This window comes from Methylotenera versatilis 79 (assembly GCF_000384375.1).
Lineage (GTDB): Bacteria > Pseudomonadota > Gammaproteobacteria > Burkholderiales > Methylophilaceae > Methylotenera_A > Methylotenera_A versatilis_B.
In genome coordinates, this window is the sequence record NZ_ARVX01000001.1 from 856459 (window position 1) to 876229 (window position 19771).

Consider the following 19771-nt stretch of genomic DNA (forward strand, 5'->3'; position numbering starts at 1 on the left):
AGTTTCGTGTGCCATTGCCCACTACTTAACACTTAAATATTTTAAGTGCTTTATGTCTACAAGTTTGTAATTAAAGTAAAAATGAAAAAAAAGATTTATCAATATTTAGCAATTGCCTTAATTGCAATGGCAGCTATTACTACACCCGTATTTTCCTATAGTGAAGTCGACGAAGACTTTATGACAGCGATGGAAGATTTAAATAAAAGTCTGACTTCAAACTTGGCCTTGAAAGATGTAGCAGCATCTGCCTCTGAAGCGTCAGAAATGCAAAAAATGTTTGATGAAGTCGAGGCATTTTTCCTCAAGAAAGCAGATGCCGCTGATGGCGTGAAATGGGCGCAGGAAAGTCGTGATCTTTCTGCTTTGATTGCAAAGTCAGTCTCAGCCAACGACTTTGACGCCGCTTCGCAAAATGCTGTGGCTTTATCTAAAACCTGCAAAGCTTGCCACAAAATTTATAAAAAGAAGGATTAGCTTTTTAAGCTTGATTCAACCTTTATATTCAATTACTCAAGGAATTTACCCATGAAACGATTACTACTTACGGCCTTGTTGGCTAGCGTGATTTCATTACCAGCCGCTGCTGCGCTTAAAGAAGGTGATAAAGCGCCGGACTTTACCACTCAAGCATCTCTGGATGGCAAGGCTTATACCTTTTCACTCAAAGAAGCGCTGAAAAAAGGGCCGGTTGTCGTGTATTTTTACCCTTCTGCTTACACTGGTGGATGCAATGTTCAAGCGCATACATTTGCCCAGAAGTATGAAAAATTTGCTGCTGCGAAAGCAACAGTCGTCGGCGTGTCGCTGGACAATATTGAGCGACTGAATGAGTTTTCCGCAGACCCTGATTATTGCGCAGGCAAGGTATCGGTTGCTACAGATATTGATGGCAAGATTTCAAAATCTTATGAATTGGCGATACGCGATGCCGTAGCTGGTAAGAAAGACACGCGCGGTAAAGACATCAATCACGGTTATGCAGAACGCACGACTTTCGTGGTGACGCAGGATGGCAAAATTGCCGCGACAATTGGCGGCATTAAACCTGCAGAAAATGTAGGAAAAGCGCTTGAAGTGGTTGAGAAAATAGCGGCAGCAAGCCCAAATAAGGCAATAGGGTCTAAGTAAGTTTGTTTAGAAATTATTTTGCATTATTTAGCATGTTAAGTTTTTTTGTCATTCCAAACGTTATTCCACCTGTCATGGCTGAAACCACATTTGTAGATCAAGAAGATGTTGCCATCCGTTTTGGCGGCGGCAATCTTGAACTGGGTAAAAACAAATCCAAGTCAGAGCTTTGTATTGAGTGCCATGCGAATGCTGATTCCTTAGAAAAATCCGGCATTGGCGTGCCCCAGCTTGCGGGACAATATGCTGGATATTTGTTCAAGCAATTGCGCAATTTTAAATCAGGGGAGCGCAAACACTCTGTGATGAGCAAAATGGTAGAGCACCTTAATGACGAAGACTTAGAGAATATTGCTACGTATTTTGCTAATCAACCCGTTATGCAAGGTAAAGGCAGTAAAACAAACGCAATCGCGCAGAATCTGTTTCTGCGTGGTGATTCAAAACGCAACATCATGTCTTGCAAAAGTTGTCATGGAATGGATGGTAAAGGCAGTCATTCCGCGAATGATATTAACCCTGTCATTGCTGGACAAAGTCAGTTTTACCTACGTGAACAATTACGCAACTGGCGATCTGCGGCACGGACAAATAGCCCTGACCAGGTGATGAATGTGATTGCAAAGTCACTGACAGATACTGAGATAGAAGCATTGGCAGAATATATTTCTGACATGCCATAAACCATATAACTACATAGCGTACCAACGCTTAAAGGAAACAACATGAAAACAAAAAAACCATCACTCATACTTAAACAGTCATGGATTCTAGGCACATTATTTACTTCAGTAACCATTATTGGTGCGCTTCCAGCATTTGCTGAGGAAGCCGTCGCCCCAGCAGTGACGCCACCAATTGCAGGAGTAATCGCTGGCGGTTTAGAGCTAAGGCCGATTAAAAACGGCTTTACAGGAACGGAAGGCCCCATTGCTTTACCAGATGGCAGTGGTTTTATCTTTACTGAAACGCAAGCAAACCGTATTACTAAAATTGGCCTAGATGGCAATACGAGCAATTTCATCGCGGAAAGCAATGGTGCAAATGGCTTAGCGTTTTCAGCCAATGGTGATTTATATGCAGTGCAAACGTTGAAACCTAGCGTAGGCATCATCTACCCAAAAGAGCATGCAAAAGTGTTGGCGAGTCAATTTAACGGTAAGCCATTAAATCGTCCAAATGATCTGGTCATTGATAAAAAAGGCGGTGTGTATTTCACGGATCCTGGCATAAATCCTAAACCGGGAGAAGCCTCAACGGGCCAACCAGCAGTTTACTATATCAAGCCAAGTGGTGAGTTGGTGCAGATTATCACGGACATTCAACGCCCTAACGGCATTCAACTTAGCCCGGATGAGAAAGTTTTATACGTTGCGAATACTTTCGGCGAATATGTGTTTGTTTACGACGTTGCAGAAGATGGCTCCATCGGGCCACGTCATAAATTCGCCTTGCTTGACGGCTATCGTAAAGCCGAAAATGGATTTAGCAGTGGCGCCGATGGCTTGGCGATAGATGCGGAGGGTCGCTTATATGTGGCGACTACTATTGGCATTCAAGTGTTTGATAAGGCCGGCATAGCACTAGGCATTATTGAACTGCCGAAAGCGCCGCAAAACCTTGCTTTTGCAGGTAAAGATAAAAAGACACTTTACGTAGTTGGTCGTGGGGATGCCTATAAAATCCCAATGTTAACGACGGGCTACGCAGGTCGAGTTAAATAAGTAATTAGAAGTCTTGATTGAGAAAATATGACAAAACTACAGATTAAATCCATACAGCTTAAGTCCATTGCTACAGTCATTGTTACAACAGTGCTTATGGTTACATCAACGGCTTCTCTGGCTGAGCAGACACCCAAACCTGAAAAATTGATTCAATGGCGACAGTCCGCCTACCGCATAATTGAATGGAACGTTTCACGTATCAAGTCTTCGATTCAGGGAACTTACAACAAAGCTGAGGTGGTCGCTGCTGCCAATGCAATCGCGGGCATCGCCAATTCAGGATTGCCAGTTTTATTTGTGCCTGGTACGGAAAAAGGCAAGGGTTGGCATGAAACAGCCGCTAACGCAGAGGTGTTTAAAGATAAAGCGAAATTTACAGAACTATCGAATAACTTTAGTAAAGAAGCGACCGAGTTAGCCAAAATAGCGGCGAGTGCTAATGATGCATCGGCTATCAAAGAGCAGTTCGGCAAAGTGACGCGCAGTTGCAAAGCTTGCCATGATGATTTTAAAGGGGATGATTAAGCTAAAAGTTTTTCAAGATGCGAGCCACTATAACTAAACTAAATTTCTTATATGGTAATTATCAGGCGCTGACGGATAATAATATTGGAATTTCGTTCTCTGTAGTAGATGGGGAGAAGCTTAATCTTCAGGAAATTATAGAAATTGACCTTCCTAACTTGGTCGCAAATCAACGAATTGTTAGGGTTCGTGACCAAAAAAATATCTCAGTCAAACTTGGTGCGAATGATCTTCACGACCTCAATCAGCATTCTAGTTATCATGGAGACAGCCGTACGCCATTCAAGCATCGCTTAGAATAAAATACACTATCTATTTAAGAGCCTTCTGTTTGAAAAACAACAGTGGGCTTTTTTGTTGCTGTTTCCCTAACAACAAACCAATGTGCATATTTATTCGATTTATACCCTGTGTTTTCGGTTGTATTTAATATTAGTGATTAAAAACAATATGTTATCTGGTGTTTTTTTGTGATTTTACGCATTATAAAATGTCTGGCACAGGACTTGCAACGCAACTAATAACATTCATATGAATGAATTTTTAATATTTGAGCTAAAGGATTAAAGATGTCAGTAATAACAACAATTACTTCTAAGACAGGTGGTTTAAAGCTGCGCCAGCTTACCGCTATTGCCTTGGCAGTGGCTTCATTTTCAGCCTGGGGACAAGATGCGCCATCACTTGCTGCTTCGACTGAAGTACTTGGTGCAACTCAATTAAAATCGATTGAGTTTTCAGGCGCCGGGCATTGGTACCAATTTGGCCAAGCGCCGAATCCAAGCTCATCTTGGCCGCAATTCAATGTAAGTAGTTATAAAGCCACCATCAATTTTGAAGCACCTGCTGAACGTGTACAGATTACCCGTAAGCAAGCCGTTGAACCTAAACGTGTTCGCCCAGTGCCGGTTGAGCAAAAGCCTGATCAATATGTGAGTGGTAATACGGCTTGGAATTTAGCGCCAGCAGCGGGTGCTGCGCCAGACTCAGCGCCTGTTGCTCAACCACAAGTAGCCGCAGTTGAAGAGCGCGTGTCAGAGATTTGGGCGACACCACAAGGCTTTCTGAAAGCTGCGCAAGCTAACAATGCCACATCGAAAAAAGTAAAAAAAGGCGTGGAAGTTTCATTCACGCAGGGTAAGAATAAGTATGTCGGCATCATCAATGCCAAAAATGAGGTCAGCAATGTCAAGACTTGGATCGATAGCCCAGTGCTAGGCGATACATTGGTTGAGTACAGTTATAGCGATTACAAAGATTACAGCGGCATTTCTTTCCCTTCTAATATCCTCCGCAAACAAGGCGGTTATCCTGTATTGGCTTTAGCGGTTAAATCTGTAACGCCGAATGCTGAGGCAAATATTACGGTACCTGCCGAGTTAAGCCAGGCGGACACATCAATTAAAGTGACATCTGATCCGCTTGTGCCGGGAGTGTTCTACTTGAAAGGCGGCACCCACCATAGCGTGGCGATTGAGCAGGCAAACCAAATCATTCTGGTTGAAGCGCCTTTAAATGAAGCGCGCTCAGAAGCGGTGATTGCCAAGGTGAAAGAAATCATCCCGAACAAGCCCATCACTTTTTTAGTGAATACACATCATCACTTTGACCATTCTGGCGGCTTGCGTACTTATGTGGATGAAGGCGCAACGATTGTGACGCATAAACTCAATGAGCCATATTACAAAAAAATCTGGGCCAATGCGCATACGCTTAGTCCTGATCGCTTGGCCGCTTCTCATAAACCTGCAAAGTTTAAAACCTTTTCAGACAAGCTAGTGTTGCCAGATGCAGCCCATCCTGTAGAGATTTATACCATCGCTGGTAATACGCATAATGATGCTTTCGCATTGGTTTATTTGCCAAATGACAAAGTGCTGGTTGAAGCGGATGCCTATACGCCACCTGCAGCTGGTGCGCCCTTGCCTACTAGCGTAAACCCTTACACGGCTAATCTGTATGACAATATCAAGCGTCTCAAGTTGAATGTTGAGCAGATTGCTGCGTTACATGGCCCACGTGTCACCAAGTTGGAAGATATAGAAGCAGCAATCGGTATCAAGCCACAGACAGCTAGCAATAATTAATCTTTTTTTAAAATTAACTGAGTGCCTAAATCTTATTAGGCACTCAGTTTTTTTATTCACGCTAACCAGATTTGTTATAGCAAAAACAAAATTTAAACGATGACCGTTAACGCATCTCCATCGCGTTTAGACCAGGCTTTGGCTTATCACCAAAACGGTCATTGGTCACAGGCATTGGATTTGTATCAACAAGTCTTGGCCGATCATCCACATCAGGCAAATGTCCTCAACAATGTCGGCATTATTTTGCAACAAATTAAACGCAACGATGATGCTCTAACCTACTTTGAGCTCGCTTTGGCGATTGAACCTGATCATCCGCCATCATTATTCAATCGCGGTAATGTATTGCGTAGCTTAAATCGCCCTCAAGATGCCGTGCATAGCTATGACCAAGTGTTGCAAACGATGCCGAATCACCCTGAGGTATTGAATAACAAAGGCAATGCATTGCGTGCGCTCAACCGATTGGATGATGCCCAAGAAAATTATCAGCTTGCTTTAACTCATGCGCCCGATTATGCAGATGCACGCTGGAATGCTGGCTTATGCTTTTTACTTGCCGGTCACTATCAACCGGGCTGGCAGGAGTACGAATGGCGCTGGGCGTCTGAGCTTCACGCAGAAAAACATTTGTTTACACAGTCCTTATGGGACGGCACAGACTCTTTGCAGGGTAAAACTATCTTATTGCATGCCGAACAGGGGCTTGGCGATACATTACAGTTTTGCCGCTATGCCAGTTTAGTCAAAACGCTGGGAGCGACTGTGGTGCTAGAAGTACAACCGCAACTGGTTAATTTGATAAGAACTTTAAAAGGTGTCGATCTGCTTATCGCACGTGGTCATTCACTGCCGAAATTTGATTACCATTGCCCATTACTCAGCTTGCCCAAAGCATTTGCTACCAAGTTAGATACTATCCCTCATACGTCAGCTTATATTGCGATTGATGCTAAAAAAGTACGTGCATGGCGGAATAAGCTGGGCGGGACTGGGCTGGTCAATCAATCAAAATCGCGTGTAGGTTTGATATGGGCAGGCAGTGCGACGCATTCGAATGATCATAATCGTTCTATAGCCTTACAAGAGCTCGCGTCAATAGTGGACCAAAATGCAGATTTTTATGGGCTACAAAAAAAGTTGCGGGAAGGGGATGCAGAATTCTTTCATCAGCATCCCCAAATAAAATATCTGGGTGGACATATAAAAGATTTCACAGATACCGCAGCAATCATCACTTTAATGGATGTGGTTATTACAGTAGATACCGCTGTTGCGCATCTGGCTGGCGCCATGGGCAAGCCAGTCTGGATATTGTTGCCTTACAGCCCTGATTGGCGCTGGCTCTTAGGTCGTAGCGACAGCCCTTGGTATCCAACAGCAAGGTTATTCAGGCAAACAGCTATTGGTGATTGGTCATCGGTGTTGCAAGAAGTCAAACAGGCTTTGCAAAAGGCTTAAGGCTAATCGACAGACTTAACCGTTTTTTTAGTATCGTTTTGCGAGTTTTGAACAGGTAGCGTGTTTTGCCAACCGCCACCGAGTGATTTGATCAAAAACACCGCATTGACTAATTGCTGGCCTCTGACGACTTGAAGCTGACGTTGATTATCTAGTAGAACCTGGCGCGCGCTGATGAGTTCCAGCACACTGGCAATACCGCCTTTGTAGCGATCATCAATCATCTCAGCTGCTTTAGCTGAAGCAGCTTCCGCAGCTTGTAAATCACGCAGCGAATCAGTCAAAGAGCGCCCGGTACTAAGCCCGTCTTCCACTTCCTGCAAGGCGTTTAATACGGTTTGCCTATATTCCGCTGAGGCCAGTTCATGGCCGGCTTTGGCAAATTCAATCTGGGCTTGATTACGACCACTATCAAATATGGTCTGCGCCAGACTAATACCCAAAGACCACACAACGCTAGGTGCATCGAATAGATTTGCTGCGGTGGTGCTTTGCCAACCGCGTGTGGCACTCAAACGTAATGATGGGTACCAGGCTGCTTTGGCAACGCCAATTTGGATGTTAGCTATGGCGACCGCGCGTTCTGTCGCGGCAACATCTGGACGTCTTTCCAACGCGTCAGCGGGTAATCCAATCGGTATTTCTGGGATCGCCGTCGGTAAGTTGCCATTGATCACTTTGAAATTGTTCACAGTTGAACCAGTCAAGGTAGCGAGTGCATGTAGCGTGATATCCCGCTGACGTTGCGTAAGGCTGAGTTGTGCCTGAGTCTTGCTTAACAAAGCTTGTTGCTGGATCGTGTCTAGCCCGGTAGCAACGCCATCTTCATGTCTTGTCTTGGCAAACTTTACAGCTTTAGTTTGCAGCTCGATGCTTTGTTTCAAAATATCCAGTTCGGACTCTAGTTCACGCAGATTAAAGTAGTTGCTGGCTACATCGGCAGTGAGTACTAACTTCAGATTCTCAAAATCTGCTTGGGATTGCTGTAATGAAGTTTTTGCCGACTCAATGTCATGGGCAATGCGGCCGAATAGATCCACTTCATATCCAGCGACGAATACAGGATTGATATTTTGCTGAATATTGGCAGAAACGGATGCGTTTCTTGCGTTATTTGGGCGATTGGCAGATGGCTGGGTGCGACTGGCTGTTGCCGCGAAATCCAGAGATGGGTATAACGCTGCTTGCGAAACGCGGGAAAGCGCACGGGCTTGTTGCACACTGGCAAAGGCAGCTTTCAAACTTTGATTATGTGCAATAGCTGCCTGCGATAATCGAGTCAATTCTGCATCATTGAAAAGTAGCCACCACTCGCCTTTTGGAACGCTATCTTGGGGTGTGGCTGGTCGCCAGCCTTCTTGCCAAGTAACGGGCAAATCAATCGCGGGTTTATGGTAAATCTGCCAAGGAGAGCAAGCGACCAGGCTCATACTGAGCAGGCTTAAACTTAAGCTCTTTTTGAATGCTAAGCTCATGGTTTTGCTGTTCCATCAGGCGATGGGTTCTTTTCACTGGGGTTTTTAATATTCTCGGCTACTTTTTTCTGGCTTTTATCGTCCGGGTCTTTCAAGGTGATTAAAGTTGGGATCACCTTTTCGCCTTCTTCAAGCAATTCGGACGGGCTTAATATCAACGTGTCGCCTGACGATATGCCATCAATGATCTCTATGGTTTTCCCCAAATCGCGTCCTATTTTCACGTTTTGGAACCTGACTTTATTCTCTTTATCAACGATAACGACATATGGGTCGTTTTTACTGATCACCAAAGCGCTAGGCGGAATGATTTGAGCGGGAATCGCCTTGACTAAGTTAATGCTAACTTCGGCATAGGCTCCGGGAATCAGTTTGCGGTCCGGGTTATCCAAAACGATTTCTATCTGGCGCGAACGTGTGACAGGGTCAATGGCGCCTGATAAGTGTTCGATTCTGCCCTTGAATTTTTCACTTAGGCCGCTCACGGAAACATCTACTTCCTGATTGGACTTGATTTCGCTGGCATATACTTGGGGAACCCACAGGCTTAATCGCAGCTTATCTATCTGGGTGAGCGCAAATAACTCTTTGCTGTTAGGTGTAATCAGATCACCAATATCAATGCTGCGCCTGGTAATGACGCCGGAAAACGGTGCGACGATATGACGAAATGATTGTAGTTGTTCAAGTCTATTGATATTGGCTTCCACCATAGTCAGCTCGTTAAGCGCTTGTTGGTAGATACTGCGTTTCTCTTCAAGCTCTTGTTGCGGTACAGAATCATGGTCGCGTAAAGTTTGCCAGCGCTCTTGGGTGAGCTTTGCCAACGCTAAGCGCGTCTTGACCAATTCACGTGAGGCTGTGGCTTGTGCGAGTTCTTGGGTCTGTTCTGGAGTTTCTAATTTAGCGAGTAATTCACCTTTCTTGACCGTATCCCCTATGGTTTTATACCAAGCGCTGAGGTAACCATTGCTGCGGGAAAAGACCACAGATTCACTATAACCGCGCAAACTGGCAGGTAACATTAAAGTGGTTTTGAGTTTATCGGTTTTGGGGTACGTCACATTAACGCTGCGGATTAGATTTTCTTGAGTATGTTGTTGCAAGGCATTGACAGCCTTGGCATTGGCAAGAAAGCGTAATCCGCCGCTGGCAATCAGCACAATGACAAACCCAAAACCCAGCCAAGCAGCGATGCGTAGGGGATGACGTTTGGAAGTGGATTTCTGAGCAAGAATGTTGGGAGCTATATCAGTCATAGTATTTTCAATGGCCAGATGTTAATGGATTGGGTAAATTCGCCGCATGCGACGAAAGTTGTGACGAATGGTCGTGACTATGTTTAGACCGTCTATGTAAAGCAGCAAAGACGATAGGCACAAAAATCAATGTGGAAATGGTGGCAAACAATAAACCGCCGATAACCGCTTTGCCGAGCGGCGCGTTTTGTTCTGCACCTTCGCCAACGCCGATGGCCATGGGTAACATCCCCACGATCATCGCAAAAGCCGTCATCAACACAGGGCGCAACCGTGTTGAACCGGCTTCCAGTGCCGCGATTACGGCTGTGGTGCCTTTTTGTAATTGGGTGCGGGCAAATGAGACCACCAAAATACTATTAGCAGTCGCCACGCCCATAGTCATGATGATGCCGGTCAAGGCTGGTACGCTTAATGTGGTGCCAGTTAGATAAAGCGTCCACGCGATACCGGCCAGTGCTGCCGGAAGCGCACTGATAATGATGAGCGGATCTAGCCAAGATTGGAAATTGATCACAATGAGTAGATAAACCAGCAGAATAGCGACAGCTAGACCTGTAGCCAATCCAGTAAAGGAATCGTTGAGGGTTTCAACTTGTCCGCGAAGTGCTATTTCTGCGCCTCTGGGTAGTTGGCCTCTAGTTTCTTCCACCAATCGTTCAAGGTCGCGGCTTACTGAACCCAAGTCACGATCTTGCACGTTTGCGTAGATATTAAACACATTGTTGCTGTTGTAATGGGTGACCGCTGGTTGCTGGTAAGAACGTTTCACTGTGACCAGATTACCCAGTAATTGGGTATTGTTGCTGCCGTTAGCAGTTCCTACCGGAGTGCGCAGGAGTGCATCCAGATTGTTCAATACAAGCTCGTTACTTTTCACGCCGATATTGACAGAGTTACCGTTGGCCGGATTCAGCCAATAACTTGGGGCGGTTTGCATACTGCCGCTTAAGGATATTAATAGGTTTTGCGCTACATCCCTGGCGGAAAGTCCCAGCTGATTAAGTTGTGTGCGATTCATCTCCAGATCGAGTGTAGGCTTGCTCCAGCGCTGGTAAACGTGGGCATCCACAATACCGGGAATCTGTCGTACCTTATTATTAAGTGCGACAAGAAGCGGCGTGATTTCTTCAGGTTTACCATTCATGATTTGAATGTCAATCGGCGCCGGGATGCCAAAATTCAATGTCTGACTGATCTGGTCGGCTGGCTGGAAAAAGAACTCAATCCCAGGAAAGCGTTTCGGTAGTACCGACCGCAGTTTGCTGATATATTGAGCGCTAGAATCACGATGGCCCGCTTTCAGAGAAATCATAATCTCCGTATCCGCTGTTTCTACAGTGCCAGAGTTACCAAATAACGTATTGCGGGTACTGTAAGGGCCACCGATAATGTCCAGCACTTCCCCGATTTGGTCTTGCGGTATGTGTTCACGGATGACGCCCTCAACTGCATTGACCAGCTTGGGCATTTCTTCTATCCGCACACCTGAGGTGGCGCGCAAATGTAAACGAATTTGCCCGGCATCCACGGGGGGGAATAAATCTTGTCCAAGCAAAGGGTACAAGCCAAGTGAGAGCAGGCAGAATAGCAAGAAGCCTGCGCCAAATAGTTTACGGCGGTTTAACAAGCCAGCGAGCAGGGAAACATACTGCTGACGCAACAATTCAAATCCACGATTGAATCGTTGATGTATGCTTGAAAACCAGCCTTGAACCTTAGCCTTACCCTGACTTAGGCCATGATCATGCTCATGATTGGCCAGCAGGTACATGGCCAAGGTAGGAACCAACGTACGCGAAATGATGTAAGACGCCAGCATGGCAAATACCACCGCTTCTGCAAGCGGCACGAACAAAAAGTGTGCGACGCCACTTAAAAAGAACATGGGGACGAATACGATACAGATACACAACGTGGAAACGAATGCAGGCACTGCGATTTCCGCTGCACCGTCCATAATGGCCTGATGTATCGGCTTGCCCATCGCCATATGGCGTTCTATATTCTCAATCTCTACCGTAGCATCATCTACCAATATGCCCACGGCAAGTGCCAGCCCACCTAAGGTCATCAAGTTGATGGTTTCACCAATCAGGTATAGCACGATGAGTGAACACATGATGGATAACGGAATGGAAACGGCGATGATGCAGGTACTACGCCAGCTGCCAAGAAATAGCAGAATCAAAGCAGCTGTCAAACTAGCCGCGATCAGGCCTTCATGCAACACGTTATCTACGGCAGCTTTTACAAATAGCGATTGATCGAACATCAGTTTTAAATCAATCCCTTGCGGCATTTGGTCGAGAATTTTGGGGATAGATTCTTTGACATGAGCCACCACTTCCAGCGTTGAGATGTCGCCTATTTTAAATACCGAAGTGAGCACGCCGCGCTCGCCATTTTGTCGTGCAATAGTGGTCTGTGCTCCAGCTCCATCGCGCACTTGAGCTACATCGCGGACAAATATAGTATTGCCGTTGATCGTGGTCACAGGTAAATCAGCAATCGAAGCAATTTTGGCGATAGAACCGTTCAAGGTGACATCCAGCTCAGTGTCTCCTAACTTAATAGAGCCAGTAGGCAAAATCATATTCTGGGCGGCCATGGTATTGACCAGATCGACTGGGCTCAAACCATCTGCTAACAGTGCGGTGCTGTCTAAATCGACTGATATCTGGCGGTCTTTGGTGCCATATGGACGTGTGAGCGCCAAGCCTTTTTTGGATTGCAAAACGTTACGCAAAACATTGCCACTTAAATCAGCAACTTCGGTTTCCGGGATCGTTTTACTCGATAATCCAATCTGCAGAAGCGGCAAATCTGATGCTGAGTATTGAATAATTTGCGGCGGGTTAATCCCTGGAGGCAGCGAACGAAATACAGAGTTACTGCTTGCCATCACTTGTGCAAGTGCGGTTCTGATATCGGTACCTTGATGAAAGAATATTTTAATGATTGAGGCTCCAGAGAAAGAAACCGACTCAATATGTTCAATACCATCAATCAGGCTCATCGATCGCTCAACCTGCCCAGCAATACGGTCCGCCATTTCCTTGGAGGTCATGCCTCTGTATTCCCAAATCATGGCGACGACTGGAATATTGATATTGGGGAAGATGTCTGTCGACATGTTGCGCAGTACATACAGGTTAGACAGGACGACGAGTAAAGCAGCCACTACAAAAGTATAAGGGCGGCGAAGTGCAATGCTAACTATCCACATATGGGGAGGAACTCCAGGTATTTCCGTATAGATGTCAGGAATGAATTTTTTTAATGAATCCAGACAAAGGTTGCACTATTGGCTGTACTTATCGAAAACTACAAAACCCCACATAAGAACAGCAATACCTAAATGCAAAAACCATACCAAGCGAAATTGCCTCAATTAGTCCTAAATCAGCTGTTTTTCGAAACAAACTTGCTGAATTTTGTGCACATGATGATGACTGCTGTTGTATGGCAAACAGTTGAGTGTTTTGTTAAACATGGAAATTGCAAAAGAAAAGGGACTTGAGGAAATCCCCCAAGTCCCTAAAAGAGCAACTTAATATTAGATTTGGTATTAGATTCTGGCGCAGCAAGCGGACTACAATTTGCCGCTGAAACTTACACCAATCCAGCGTGGATAAGGAAACGGCGCATAACTGGTCCAACCTTCTTCATGCTCACGGTTATCGAATATATTGCGTCCCACCAGACTCAAGTCAAAATTATTCTTAAACGTAAGACCGATTGAGGCATCGGTACGACTGTAGGCATCTACCCAGCCATAGCTCGAAAGCGTATCGGTGTTGTTATAACGGCTGTTGAAATTGGTGTTGAAGCTGGTATGGAATATCTTGTCGACGATTGGGCGACGGTATTCAGCGCCTAGATTGAAGGTCCATTTTGAAACGCCTGGCAGAGTATCGCCAGTCTGGCTGATAAAGTTTGGCGCTAAGTATGTCAACTCATCCGGCTTCGCAGCATTGTCAAAATCGGCGTAGCGCGCATCCGTATAAGCCAAGCCAAAGCGCACGGTTGTGTAATCAATACCCGAATAGAACGCGTCTAGCTCGAACCCTTTTGCTTTCACGCGTTTAACGTTACCTTGCACGCTTAAGTAAGCCAGCGGATTTGGTTGGTTTGTAGCAATATTGGTGGCGGTGGTAAATTCGTCAACTGCACGTATGGTCGATTGATAATCGCGAATATCTTGATAATAAACATCCGCATTGAGTGTTAACGTCTTGTCGAGCAGCTCCGATTTCAGACCCAGTTCAAAAGCATTAGTTTTTTCAGGTTTAACGTTTGCCTTGACGAAATTGACGTTGAGTGCGGAACCAGATTTTTCACCATATTGCCAAGAGGTATATGCAGTGAAGTTTTCGTTGATCTTATAGCTAGGGCTAACCAATGAGGTGAACAATACATCGCGATAACTGCTCTTGACGCCGTTGCTGAGCGTACCGATTTGCCCTGCGCGGAGGGTTTTAGCATTAGCTATCTGCAGTTTCTGATCGGTTGATAATGCGCCATAGTTAGCTGCACCGAAATACTTGGCCGCCACAGCGTCTGCCATTGCCAACTGCGCAGGCGTATTTGCGCCCAAGTTGCCAGAGCCATCAGATGCGAAACCTCCAGTGGCTACGCCGCGCACGGATACTGGGTTAAGCGCAGCGCCTATGCCATTGGAAGCCAAAATCTTCGTATCTTCGGTGGTGCGATCCTCATGCGTGATGCGAAGCCCGGTCAGCAGATTCACGTCTTCGGTCAAATGCCAGTTGATCTGGCCATAAACCGCGTTGCTATTGGTATCTACCTTCGTGTCTGCCTTAGTATAGCCGTCGTCCAAAGAGTCCTTGAGCAGAGCCAAACCCGAGCCGCGATTCACGCCAGCGTTTCTATCAAGCGCGTTGTATTGAGCCTCGTTGGCAAACCAGGCGCCTGCATCTGCGCCCCAGCCTGTTTTGGACGAGATAGTGTCTTCGGTGCGCAGTGCATAGATGCCAGCGCGGTAATCGAACAGCTCGCCGGGCTTGGAATCTATACGGAATTCCTGACTGTATTGGCGATAATCGACACCGCCGCCGCCATTAAGATTGATATCGAATGGTGTGCCTTCATCGTTGTGGGCATCAAAGCTATAGCTGCGCCATGCCGTGATCGAAGTCAGCGTATTGTTCTCGAAGTCGTAATTAACCTCGGCTGAAGCGCCTTTGTTAGTGACAGTCTGTCCCTGATTTTCATTTTGTAATAGCTTTTTGCTGACATAGTCATTGTAGTCATAAATCTTGTTGGTACGGCCATCGGCGCTGAAACTGCGTCCTACAAACCAGTCGCGCGCGCCCACGAAGGTTGTGGGGCTGTTGGGGTTGGTCGCGACGGTGGGTCTGATATATCCGGCCAGTTTGGCTTTGGCGGTGGTGCCTCTAGGATCACTGTATAAACCGTTATCGTATTTCAGTGGCTGGTCGTGGCGGAAGGTCAGGCCGTTTTCTACCTGCGGCGCTTTAGGTTCTAGATCAAAACTGAAACGTGCGGTCAATTCTGGTGTGGGTGTTAACAGGAATTGCGCGCGCCCTGCCAATCGGTTTCTGTTATAGAAGCTGTAGTTCTTGTCGTATTCGCTGTCATAAAAGCCGCGTCCGCGGTCGGCGATGAAAGAACCGCGCCATGCCAGCAAATCTTCGACCACTGTGCCGCCAAGGTTAGCTTTGGCGACTAGAGCATCACGCTGGCCGTAAGTCAGCGAGAAATCTGCAGTAGGCACAAATGATGGGCGTCGTGTATTGATGCTGACAAGGCCGGTACTACCGCCCTTACCACCCGCCGTACCCTGCGGGCCTCGCAAAACGGTCACTGATTCAACGTCAAAAAAGTCAAAGTTGCCTAACTGTGTGAGTCCATAGCTAACGCCATCAACATCAAGGCCAACGCTTGGATCTTGCGTTTCTGTAAATGAGCGTTTACCCAGACCACGAATCGATAAAGATCCGCCACGCGTATTGTTCTGATTAAATTGAATGCCAGCGGTACGGCGCGTGATAGAGCCAAGATCTAGTGCCAACTCGCGGTTTAGTTCGGCGCCTGATAATACCGAAGCCGATTGCGGCACATCATGCAATTTTTCAAGTTTACTGCGGCTACGTACCACAACGGCATCCAAATTATTGGCTTCTTCTGGAGGCGGAGCTGCAGCTGTATTGTTTTCAGTTGCATTACCAGCGGGCGCGGCGCCTGCCGCTGTTTCATTACTGGCAGGCGCCGCAGTATTTTTTTGCGCAGCTAATTCCTGCTCCGATTTTTGCAATGCCTGTTTTAAACGCGTAATTTCGGCTTGCAATTCATCGACCACTTTGTCATCCGCAGCATACACGGGGTTAGCACTAAAAATGCTCAAAGCAGTAGCAATTGCAATCGTCACTTTAGACGGTCGAAAAGGTAAACGATTGGCTGGTGGTGAGTCGCTATTTTGCGATTGTTTAAAGCTCATTTTTACAAACTCCCTAATTTTTTGATGGACTACATGGACGGTCTCTTCTGGCAAAGAGCATGCCAGCAGGCAAAAAAATTAAAAAAATGGGGGTCGATAAAGTTGTTAGAACTAATATCCAAGGCTTTTGTAGGGCGTTTAATTATTTTTTGAAAGAGCTTGGATGAGGTAAATAAAGTGGCGCTAAATGTTGCAGCATCATCAGCGTTTTGAAACACTGCTGCTGTGAATGGGACATAAGTCGGCATTAATTTTGTCAAGATTGGAAAGGATTCTCGCTAGATAAAAAAGATGTTTTTGAACAAACAACAAAAAGGAATAAGCAAATAACTATTAATAATTAAGAGTTATGATAATTAGTTGTTATATTAGGAAAAATTATAAAGAGGTGATTGTTTTTAGCTCAGTTGACTGTACGAGATTAAACAATTTGCTGTTGCTAATTAAGCAAATCATCATAAAAAAGAGCAGAAAAATAGGTAACTAGTTGATTTTAAAGGGTGGCATAGTAATTGCATTTAAAATCGATTGGTGTTGGCTAGTTTGCGAGATTAAGTGGGCATTGCAAAGTGCAACATGCTCAATTTTAAAGTCCAGACTTAACACTTAAAATCTCTCAAAATAATTATCAAGGAATTAACTGTGAATAAATTAGTTAAACAAATCGTGTTAGGCGCATTTGCATTAACAGCAACATTGACGATGGTAAGTGCAGCGTTTGCTGCAGAACCTAAACCAGAAGAGGAAGTGCGTTATCGCCAATCTGTGTTTAATGTCATTGGGCGTAACTTTTCTGTTCTTGGTGCTATTGCAAAAGGCGAGCGTCCATATGACCAAGCCTTGGCACAAAAATCTGCCAACATCGTAGAAGCGTTATCTACGTTACCGTTTGGTTCATTCGGCCCTGGTACAGACATTGGTACTCATAAGTCAGATCCCAAAATTTGGAAAGAGAATGCTAAATTTAAAGAAGCTGCAGACAAATTCCAGTTCGAAGCTGCCAAGTTACCAGCTGCCGCTAAAGACCTTGATACGCTGAAGCTTCAAGTGGGCGCAGTAGGTAAAACTTGTAAAGCTTGCCATGATGATTACCGCGTAAAAGATAAGAAGTAATTTTGACAAGAAATAATGACTAGAGATTAAGTTGGATAAGCTAAAGATGACCTGTCAGTTAATCATGAATAATTAGTTGGATCGTGACATGTGCTGCAAAAATGGCGCTGATGTTAGCGCCATTTTTTTGAACCATTATTTTCAATCATATTAATAAGCTTATTCAGTAGGTTTTTATGTCTTCCACCCAAAATGTGTCGTTAACTCAACATCTGACAACTCAAAACCTGGTCACTCAAAACATCAGTTGCGTTCGCGGTGACCGCATTTTGTTTAAAGAGGTCAACCTGCACTTACAAGCCGGCAGTTTGCTTTATATCTTGGGTGAGAATGGCACAGGCAAAAGTAGTCTGCTCAGAGTACTGACCGGACTGTTGCAACCGGAATCCGGAGTTGTTTTATGGAATGAGCGGAACATCCAACGGCGTGCCGAAGCTTTTCAATCGCAATTGCTGTATATCGGACACTTGAACGCGATCAAAGAAGACTTGAGTGCCCACGAAAATTTGTTGTTTTCTTCCAACATTAACCAGCAGGAAATTCAGTCTAACTTAGCTTCAAATCAGGTACTCCAAGCTTTACAAGCTGTTGGGCTGCAGCGTCAGGCGTATTTACCTACTCGTTATCTTTCTCAAGGGCAGAAGCGCCGTGTGGCATTGGCGCGTTTATGGTTAGACGCTATTGCTACATCTGTTGCAAATATTCACACGCCTGCCAAATTGTGGATACTTGATGAACCCTTCGCCTCGCTGGATACCGAAATGTCCGGTTTGTTAGCAGGTCGAATCAGTCAACATCTTGCAAAAGGTGGCATGGTCATCCTCACTACGCATCAACCTGTGGATATTGCTTCCGATGACATCCAAATCTATAGGCTACATTAGTGAGCACTGGCTTTATTTCCATTATTCAGCGCGACCTTTTGCAGGCGTTTCGCAACCGTTCGGATATCGCCACGACGGTGTTCTTTTTTGTGATGGTAGCTAGTTTGTTTCCTTTGGCCGTGAGTCCTGATCCTGCCATTTTGCGCCAGTTAGGTCCGGGCGTACTCTGGGTGGCAGCGTTATTGGCATGTATGCTTTCTTTATCCAGGCTATTTGCTTCTGATTATGCCGATGGCACGCTTGAGCAACTGGTCATTTCTCCACATAGCCTTAGCCTGTTGACCTTGGGCAAAATCGTGGCGCATTGGCTGGTGTCTGGCTTACCTGTGGTATTGCTCTCACCATTATTAGCCTTGCAGTACGGCATGCACAGTCAAAGTTTGTGGATATTGGCGTTGTCCTTATTGTTAGGCACACCTGCTTTAAGCCTGATTGGGGCTATCGGTGCTGCATTAACGTTGGGAGTACGAGGTAGCGGCTTGCTGATCGCGCTATTGGTGTTGCCACTTTATATACCTATTCTCATTTTTGGCGCTGGCGCGGTAACGGCTAGTCAAACTGGTATTAGTGCAGAGGCGAATCTGTCGCTTTTGGCGGCTAGCACTTTATTGGCGCTGCTATTAGCGCCTTTTGCCAGCGCAACCGCCTTACGCATCGCAGTTGAATAACAATATAAACGATACGGAAACTATTTATGACGTTTGGGATTAATTGGTACAAATATGCATCGCCCGCGGCTTTTTATCCGTTGGCAGGCAAGCTGGTACCTTGGTTTTATGGATTAGCTTCTTTGCTATTGGTTGCGGGTCTTTATATCAGCTTCGCAGTTGCGCCTACCGATTTTCAGCAAGGCGAAGCTTACCGCATCATCTTTATCCATGTGCCGGCAGCTTGGATGTCGATGCTTATCTATCTGGTTATGGCGGCTTGGGCAGGTATAGGTCTGGCGCTAAATGCAAAACTATCCGCCATGATGGCGCAAGCACTTGCACCTACTGGTGCGCTGTTTACAGTGATTGCTTTAGTCACAGGCTCATTATGGGGAAAACCGATGTGGGGTGCATGGTGGGTATGGGATGCACGCCTGACTTCAGAGCTTATTCTGCTATTTCTCTATATTGGGTTCATCGCCTTGCAGGCCGCGATTGATGACCCGCGTCGCGCTGATCGTGCTGGCGCACTATTAGCTTTGGTTGGCGCTATCAATATACCTATTATTTATTTTTCCGTACGCTGGTGGAATACCTTGCATCAAGGCGCTTCTGTCAGCGTGACGACTGCGCCAAAAATGGCCTCTATCATGCTCACTGGTATGTTGCTGATGACACTGGCGTGTTGGATGTATGCGATTGCGGTGGCGCTTAGTCGCTTGCGTAGCATCATCCTTGAGCGCGAACGCCGTGCCGATTGGGTGCAGCCATTAAGTGAGGTCAATTAATCATGCATTGGAAGACACTCGGTGAATTCTTAGCCATGGGCGGCTACGCCTTTTATGTGTGGGGATCATTCGGTTTGACGGCGCTGCTTGCAATATGGGAACTCTTATCTCTGAGCCATCGCCGTCATAAAGCGATTCAACTAATCAAGCAGCAGATAGCATCGAATTAAATTGGAAAATGAAA

At 45.7% G+C, this 19771-nt stretch carries 17 protein-coding genes; 13 read left to right on the forward strand and 4 right to left on the reverse strand.

All coding sequences use genetic code 11. The annotated features are described in order from the left end of the window. Positions 1–81: 81 nt before the first annotated feature. The 8 genes from METVE_RS0104365 to METVE_RS0104400 all read left to right on the forward strand — a co-directional run bounded on the left by METVE_RS0104365 (position 82) and on the right by METVE_RS0104400 (position 6934). Positions 82–477, forward strand: coding sequence for a hypothetical protein (locus tag METVE_RS0104365; RefSeq protein ID WP_020167230.1), 396 nt, complete (start codon positions 82–84; stop codon positions 475–477). Between the two features lie 51 nt (positions 478–528). Further along, entirely contained in the window at positions 529–1131 is a 603-nt protein-coding gene (locus METVE_RS0104370) for a peroxiredoxin (RefSeq protein WP_020167231.1), read from the forward strand. 32 nt (positions 1132–1163) lie between these two features. After that, a complete protein-coding gene (locus METVE_RS0104375; RefSeq protein ID WP_020167232.1) occupies positions 1164–1814 on the forward strand; it encodes a c-type cytochrome in 651 nt (216 codons plus the stop codon). A gap of 42 nt (positions 1815–1856) precedes the next feature. Continuing rightward, positions 1857–2855 carry an SMP-30/gluconolactonase/LRE family protein gene (locus METVE_RS0104380; RefSeq protein WP_020167233.1) on the forward strand — a complete coding sequence of 333 codons (999 nt, stop codon included), beginning with the start codon at positions 1857–1859 and terminating at the stop codon, positions 2853–2855. A 27-nt stretch (positions 2856–2882) separates the two neighbouring features. Further along, positions 2883–3383 carry a c-type cytochrome gene (locus METVE_RS0104385; RefSeq protein ID WP_232415384.1) on the forward strand — a complete coding sequence of 167 codons (501 nt, stop codon included), beginning with the start codon at positions 2883–2885 and terminating at the stop codon, positions 3381–3383. 17 nt (positions 3384–3400) lie between these two features. Continuing rightward, complete coding sequence (locus tag METVE_RS0104390) at positions 3401–3685, forward strand: hypothetical protein (RefSeq protein ID WP_020167235.1); 285 nt, start codon at positions 3401–3403, stop codon at positions 3683–3685. Between the two features lie 267 nt (positions 3686–3952). Continuing rightward, positions 3953–5470: an MBL fold metallo-hydrolase gene (locus METVE_RS0104395; RefSeq protein WP_020167236.1), complete on the forward strand. Its 1518-nt coding sequence runs from the start codon at positions 3953–3955 to the stop codon at positions 5468–5470. Between the two features lie 99 nt (positions 5471–5569). Beyond that, complete coding sequence (locus METVE_RS0104400) at positions 5570–6934, forward strand: tetratricopeptide repeat protein (protein WP_020167237.1); 1365 nt, start codon at positions 5570–5572, stop codon at positions 6932–6934. A 2-nt stretch (positions 6935–6936) separates the two neighbouring features. On the opposite strand, the gene METVE_RS0104405 is transcribed toward METVE_RS0104400, so the two are convergent. The 4 genes from METVE_RS0104405 to METVE_RS0104420 form a co-directional block, all read right to left on the reverse strand. Then, a complete protein-coding gene (locus METVE_RS0104405; protein WP_232415385.1) occupies positions 6937–8409 on the reverse strand; it encodes an efflux transporter outer membrane subunit in 1473 nt (490 codons plus the stop codon). After that, positions 8406–9668, reverse strand: coding sequence for an efflux RND transporter periplasmic adaptor subunit (locus METVE_RS0104410; RefSeq protein ID WP_020167239.1), 1263 nt, complete (start codon positions 9666–9668; stop codon positions 8406–8408). The genes METVE_RS0104405 and METVE_RS0104410 overlap by 4 nt, the downstream gene beginning before the upstream one ends. Positions 9669–9675: 7 nt before the next feature. Beyond that, positions 9676–12897, reverse strand: coding sequence for an efflux RND transporter permease subunit (locus tag METVE_RS0104415; protein ID WP_020167240.1), 3222 nt, complete (start codon positions 12895–12897; stop codon positions 9676–9678). 366 nt (positions 12898–13263) lie between these two features. Continuing rightward, positions 13264–16152: a TonB-dependent receptor domain-containing protein gene (locus METVE_RS0104420; RefSeq protein ID WP_020167241.1), complete on the reverse strand. Its 2889-nt coding sequence runs from the start codon at positions 16150–16152 to the stop codon at positions 13264–13266. Between the two features lie 642 nt (positions 16153–16794). Here METVE_RS0104420 and METVE_RS0104430 point away from each other — a divergent pair. From METVE_RS0104430 to ccmD, 5 genes are all read left to right on the forward strand, one after another. After that, positions 16795–17265, forward strand: coding sequence for a c-type cytochrome (locus tag METVE_RS0104430; RefSeq protein WP_020167243.1), 471 nt, complete (start codon positions 16795–16797; stop codon positions 17263–17265). Positions 17266–17441: 176 nt separating this feature from the next. Then, entirely contained in the window at positions 17442–18149 is a 708-nt protein-coding gene (gene ccmA, locus METVE_RS0104435) for a cytochrome c biogenesis heme-transporting ATPase CcmA (protein ID WP_020167244.1), read from the forward strand. Then, entirely contained in the window at positions 18149–18817 is a 669-nt protein-coding gene (gene ccmB / locus METVE_RS0104440) for a heme exporter protein CcmB (RefSeq protein WP_020167245.1), read from the forward strand. Before ccmA ends, ccmB begins: the two co-directional genes overlap by 1 nt. Before the next feature lie 26 nt (positions 18818–18843). Beyond that, entirely contained in the window at positions 18844–19587 is a 744-nt protein-coding gene (gene ccmC / locus METVE_RS0104445) for a heme ABC transporter permease CcmC (RefSeq protein WP_020167246.1), read from the forward strand. A gap of 2 nt (positions 19588–19589) precedes the next feature. Next, positions 19590–19757, forward strand: coding sequence for a heme exporter protein CcmD (ccmD, locus tag METVE_RS0104450; RefSeq protein ID WP_020167247.1), 168 nt, complete (start codon positions 19590–19592; stop codon positions 19755–19757). The last annotated feature ends 14 nt before the right edge of the window (positions 19758–19771 follow it).